Origin of the sequence: Cupriavidus neocaledonicus (assembly GCF_000372525.1) — a bacterium.
In the GTDB taxonomy this organism is placed as follows: Bacteria; Pseudomonadota; Gammaproteobacteria; order Burkholderiales; family Burkholderiaceae; genus Cupriavidus; species Cupriavidus neocaledonicus.
This window is the reverse complement of sequence record NZ_AQUR01000033.1, coordinates 1-4,728: the sequence shown is the minus strand read 5'-3', so window position 1 is coordinate 4,728 and position 4,728 is coordinate 1. Positions and strand designations below refer to the sequence as shown.

General features: G+C 54.6%; 2 protein-coding genes and 3 pseudogenes. 3 read left to right on the top strand and 2 right to left on the bottom strand.

The annotated features are described in order from the left end of the window. Positions 1-111: pseudogene (locus tag A3AG_RS33775) on the top strand (IS5/IS1182 family transposase); the annotation flags it as partial. 195 nt (positions 112-306) lie between these two features. Here the strand turns inward: A3AG_RS33775 and A3AG_RS32450 are convergent. Together A3AG_RS32450 and A3AG_RS32445 are read right to left on the bottom strand one after the other, a co-directional pair. Then, the gene (locus A3AG_RS32450) at positions 307-2,133 is read right to left on the bottom strand and encodes a sensor histidine kinase (RefSeq protein ID WP_012354625.1); all 1,827 of its coding nucleotides are present in this window, start codon (positions 2,131-2,133) and stop codon (positions 307-309) included. Beyond that, positions 2,133-3,227 carry an ABC transporter substrate-binding protein gene (locus A3AG_RS32445; protein ID WP_240619764.1) on the bottom strand — a complete coding sequence of 365 codons (1,095 nt, stop codon included), beginning with the start codon at positions 3,225-3,227 and terminating at the stop codon, positions 2,133-2,135. Before A3AG_RS32445 ends, A3AG_RS32450 begins: the two co-directional genes overlap by 1 nt. Before the next feature lie 475 nt (positions 3,228-3,702). Here A3AG_RS32445 and A3AG_RS32440 point away from each other — a divergent pair. Both A3AG_RS32440 and A3AG_RS0100365 read left to right on the top strand, forming a co-directional pair. Next, positions 3,703-4,144, top strand: a pseudogene (locus tag A3AG_RS32440) (transposase DNA-binding-containing protein); the annotation flags it as partial. 78 nt (positions 4,145-4,222) lie between these two features. After that, positions 4,223-4,728, top strand: a pseudogene (locus A3AG_RS0100365) (helix-turn-helix domain-containing protein); the annotation flags it as partial.

Here is a 4,728-nt window from a genome sequence, read left to right as displayed (position 1 = left end):
ACCAAGGTCCGCTATCGAGGGCTGAGGAAGAACACCGCGCAACTCATGACCTTGTTCGCACTGTCCAACTTGTGGATGGCGCGCGGCAAACTGCTGGCTGCCGGGGCATGAGCGCGTTTCTGGCTCACGCCGATGCCTCGCGCGCAGCCCGCGAATGCTGCTTCGCGCGTGCGAGATAGCTTCGCTCCGAGCTGATAGGTTGGCGTCGTGGCGCATTCAGCTTCCTGTTAAACGGCCAAGCACACTCGATTCGCGTTTGTGCAGAGTATCCCTAAGACTTCCAGGCGAATCATCTCGGATTCTCGATTAATGGGATTGAGGTTTTTCAAAGGTTTCCAGAAGTCGCAGTCTTATTAGGGTACCGCGATCTGGCTTGCTGTGAACTTCTAGCTGCGCGCCAATTAGGCGAGCGCGTTCCGCCATACCGTGTAATCCATATGAATATCCGGCGCGCGCAGAAACAACGTTGAATCCCTGCCCGTTGTCCCTGATGATCACTTCGATACCGGCGTCTGTATTGGCAAGTGTGACATCGACTTGGGAAGCTTTGGCGTGGCGGGCAACATTGGTAAGTGATTCTTGAACGATACGAAAAATTGCCGTCGCACGAGGGTCAGGAAGATTTGGTTCGGGGTGAGTGGATTGGAATCGACACGGAATCTTGGTGTGGCGGCTAAAGTCTGCAGCGAGCCATTCCAATGCGGACGCGAGACCATAGTTCAATGCTGTGGGTCGCAGGTGACTCACTACATTTCGCACAATGCGAATGGTTTGTTCAATCAATTCGCGCATCTCTTCAGCCTTCTGAATCACACCAGATCCCGTCGGCAATTGCATGCTTAATAAGGAGAGGTCCATTTTTAGGGCTGTTAAAAGCTGCCCTAGTTCATCGTGGATTTCCATGGCTATGCACTTCCTTTCCTCCTCCCGAATCGCTTCCTGATGCGCATGTAATTGTTGGAGACGCTCCCGGGATGCTAGCAATTCGAGTTCGGTCCATTTCCGCTCGCTCACCTCTAGCTCTAGCCTATCGCGCTGCAATTGCAAATCTTCCAAGGCATGCTTGCGGGCGGTCACATCGGTGAGCAATCCTTCGAGATAACGAAGGCTACCTTCGCTTCCCATTAGGCCGCGTGCATTCAATTGGACCCATATAGGTGTTCCATCAAGCCGACTCAACTGAAGTTCGAGGCCGCGAATTTCGCCATCGACGTTCAGGGTCTTGAACAAAGTCGCAGTTAGGCTGAGAGAAAAGGGGCTTTTTGGTCGACCATCGCTTTCTGCAGACACAGTCAAATCACACGCGTTGTCATAGCCAAGCAGTTGAGCCATCGCGGGATTGGCTTCGGCAAGATTTCCAGCTTGATCGAGGAGGAATATACCCTCGACAGCATTCTCCACGATGCTACGGTACTTTCTCTCGCTTTTTTGAAGAAGCAGTGTCGATGTACGAAGCTGATCGGCCATGTAATTGATTCGCACGGCGAGACGCCCGAGCTCGTCGCCAGATTTCACCTCGCATCTCGCATCAAGATCTCCACCAGAAATCTTATCGACCATCTTTTCGAGGCCATTGACGGGGCTGCGGACCATGCGCTTCAGGAGGAGGAAGCTAGCAGCGTAAAGCACTGCTAGGAGCGCTGCCATAATCGCAAAGATGGCCTGCCGGGCGCGGTTGATTGCCTCCTGAGCGACAGCCTTGGTTAGTACGACTCGAATTTCCCCGATTTTCTCTTTCGGTGCGTTTCCGGGCGGATCATATTCAATTGCTCGTACACGTACAACGCTTTCGCCGTCGTTTAAGTGACGGGAACCTTTTACAGTAGCTACCGTTCCGTAGCCTGCCGCGGTAACCGTAAACTCGGCAACTTCAGGGTTGGGTGCAAGCGCGGCGAGTTGGTTTTCGATTGCGCGAAGATCAACGTTCCATAAAGGCAGAACAAGCGATTGGCTGAAAAGGTCAGCAATTCTTGTGGCCCGGTCCCCTAGTGCGAGAAGTCGGCTGTTGCGCTCGTGTTCTACTAACATAGAAGCTGAAGTTCCGGCGACAGCTGCGACAAGCACGACAAGCGAAAGCATCAACTTGGTATGAAGATTTAGGGACCTCAGCGAAAATTTGGCACGCACACGCATCAGAGGCTTCTGGTCGTAGTTTTTAAAAGATGCTTAAGATCGAAATCATAGGAGCCTTCCCGTTGATTTAAATGCTTTGAATAGGGTCTAACGTCAAAGGCTTCGATTCGTCTAAAAACGACATCGGAAAAACGTCTGGCGTTCGTGCGCTCGATAATGCCAAGATAGTCGAGTTTTAGACGCGGCCCCCCATGTTTCGCAAAATCCTTGCCCCAGTGATAATCGTATAGCAGTACCATTGCCCAAGCACCGACAAAATAATCGCCTGCTACGATGCCCGCAAGGCCGCCATGAATCACGCTTTCAAGCGCTTCTTTCAAAGCTCCCATGCCGCCTACCAGAACATGGGCGTTGTTAAGCTTGACGGCATCAAGTGCACCCAGTGCCATAGTGTCATTGGCGGCCCACATGACATTGGCTTCGGGGTACCGTGCCAGCAGTACGCGAGCCTTTTGGTGGCTATCGGCTCGACTCCAGTCACTAAAAACCAACTGACAGATGCGCCCATTTGCCGTTTGATTCAGGAAGGTGGCGACCCCGGCAGCCCTTTCCAGCGAGACTGGTGTATTAGGATCCCCAGTTATTCCAATAACATTAACCTCTCGTCGGCCGAGTCGTTGATATAAAAACTCCATCAGGCGAAATCCGCCCAACTCGGCGTTCGCCGTTAATGTGCCGATCCAGTTCGAAATTTTTTCCCGTTCATTGCCGACGTACTGGCGCTGTTCGGACGTCAGATCGTTGTGAATAACTAATATTTTGGACGGTGAGTGAGCCAACACTTTAAGCATTTGTTGTGCGGCCATCTTCTCGTTGACAATGATTACGTAGTCTGGGGGAAAACTACGTCGGGCAACTTCCTCCGCCTGGCGCTGCATGAGTAAATGATCACGCTCTGCGTACAACACCTCCAGTTGCATATTAAACGTCGTTGCGGCCATGCCCATAAAACTGGACACCAATTGCCAATGTTGACCGGTGCCACGTTCAGCGGATTCGCCGGGGTTGAGAAACACAACGTGGGGCCGCCGTTCGAATGCATGTGTCGAATGTATCATGTTTACAAGCCCGGCATACGCTCCGGCGCGGAGCATCTCTCTGCGATTCATTTTCGAAATTTAGGTTCTATCAAACCATCTAAGCGCTATGGGGGCGGCAGCTCGAAACGTGCTCTGAAGCGGCCGGTAGATTGTATTACCCGTCGGATTTCATTTCTATAGAGAGCGCACGTCAGAATAGTAGCGATGGTATTGGCAGCAGCCAAAAAAATCGTACGAGTAGGGCGACAGCTTCAGTAGGTCTTAAGCCCTAAGAGGCACTCTACATGTTGATGATAATTGCAGCTTGAGAATTATGCGGGATTTTCATTTCAGTGGCATATCCTGCACTTCGACAAAAGGTTCGTCTACCGCATCATGCATTCTATGACCAGGTGAACGATCGTAAGGCGGAGAAAACCACATGCGTAACGCTTGGGGGCCCAACCCCCAAATGGACCGGCACATGCAGGGAGAGGCAACGAGTTGGGCGGCGGCAGAATTCAAGGACATTGACTTGGGCGACTAGCGCCTGAACAAGCGGGCGGTGCTGCTAGCTAGCGATAGCATCGCAGAGAAACCGACGGCAAGCATACCCAGCGCATGCGGCGGCTGGGCGGAAACGGCTGCGGCGTACCGCTTCCTGGCGCAGGATGAACTGGACTGGCGCGATATTCTGGCGCCCCACTGCCAGAGTTAGGCCGAGCGGATGCGGGCATGCGAAGTGGTGCTCTGGATCCAAGACACTACGGAACTGGACTTTAACGGTCAGACTATCACTGTCTTGGCCGACTTACGCTGTATCGCCATCGCGCGAACCGCCTGGCGTGCTCTATGCTTACATGTGGGCACGCGAGCCGAAGAGTGCGGATGGAGTGCGCCCCAGCATCAAGGAAAGTACCCGCTGGATCGAAGGATATGAGCGGGTCGCGGAACAGGCGGCCGCACTGCCAGCCACACGACTTGTCTATGTGTTAGCGCCGATGTAAAACTGACCCACCCCGCCGAAGTAAAACTGACCCACCTGGTGGAGGATGGCGGATTTGCCGCCGATGCTGACACAGGAGCAAGCAGTGGAAATCAGGGTATTGGCGAAACGAGGTGCGGGGGTGAGGGAGATAGCACCGGCAGACGGGTCTGTCGCGCAACACGGTGCGGCGCTATTTGGGCNACGAACACGCGGGTCGGTACAGGCCGCGTGAGCTCAGGGCAACGAAGCTTGCGCCGCACCACGGCTATTTGCTGGAGCGCATCGAAGCGGCACGCCCGCGCTGGATTCCGGCGACCGTGCTGCTACGCGAGTTGCGCGAACGCGGCTACGACGGTGGCGTCAGCCAGCTCGAGGTGTTTCTGGCGCCGCATAAGNGCGCCGAGCCCGAGCCGCTGGTGCGCTTCGAGACGGCCCCTGGCAAGCAAATGCAGGCCGACTTCACAGTCATTCGGCGCGGGCGCGAGCCACTGCTGGCACTGGTGGCGACGCTGGGCTACAGCCGCGCGAGCTTCGTGCGTTTCACGGCCGGCGAGGACACCGCCACGCTATGCGCCTGTCTGGAAGAGG

Bases quoted from the DNA above. Each gene is read 5' to 3' on its own strand.
- A3AG_RS32450 (WP_012354625.1), bottom strand. From the start codon at position 2,133: ATGCGTGTGCGTGCCAAATTTTCGCTGAGGTCCCTAAATCTTCATACC.
- A3AG_RS32445 (WP_240619764.1), bottom strand. From the start codon at position 3,227: ATGCTCCGCGCCGGAGCGTATGCCGGGCTTGTAAACATGATACATTCG.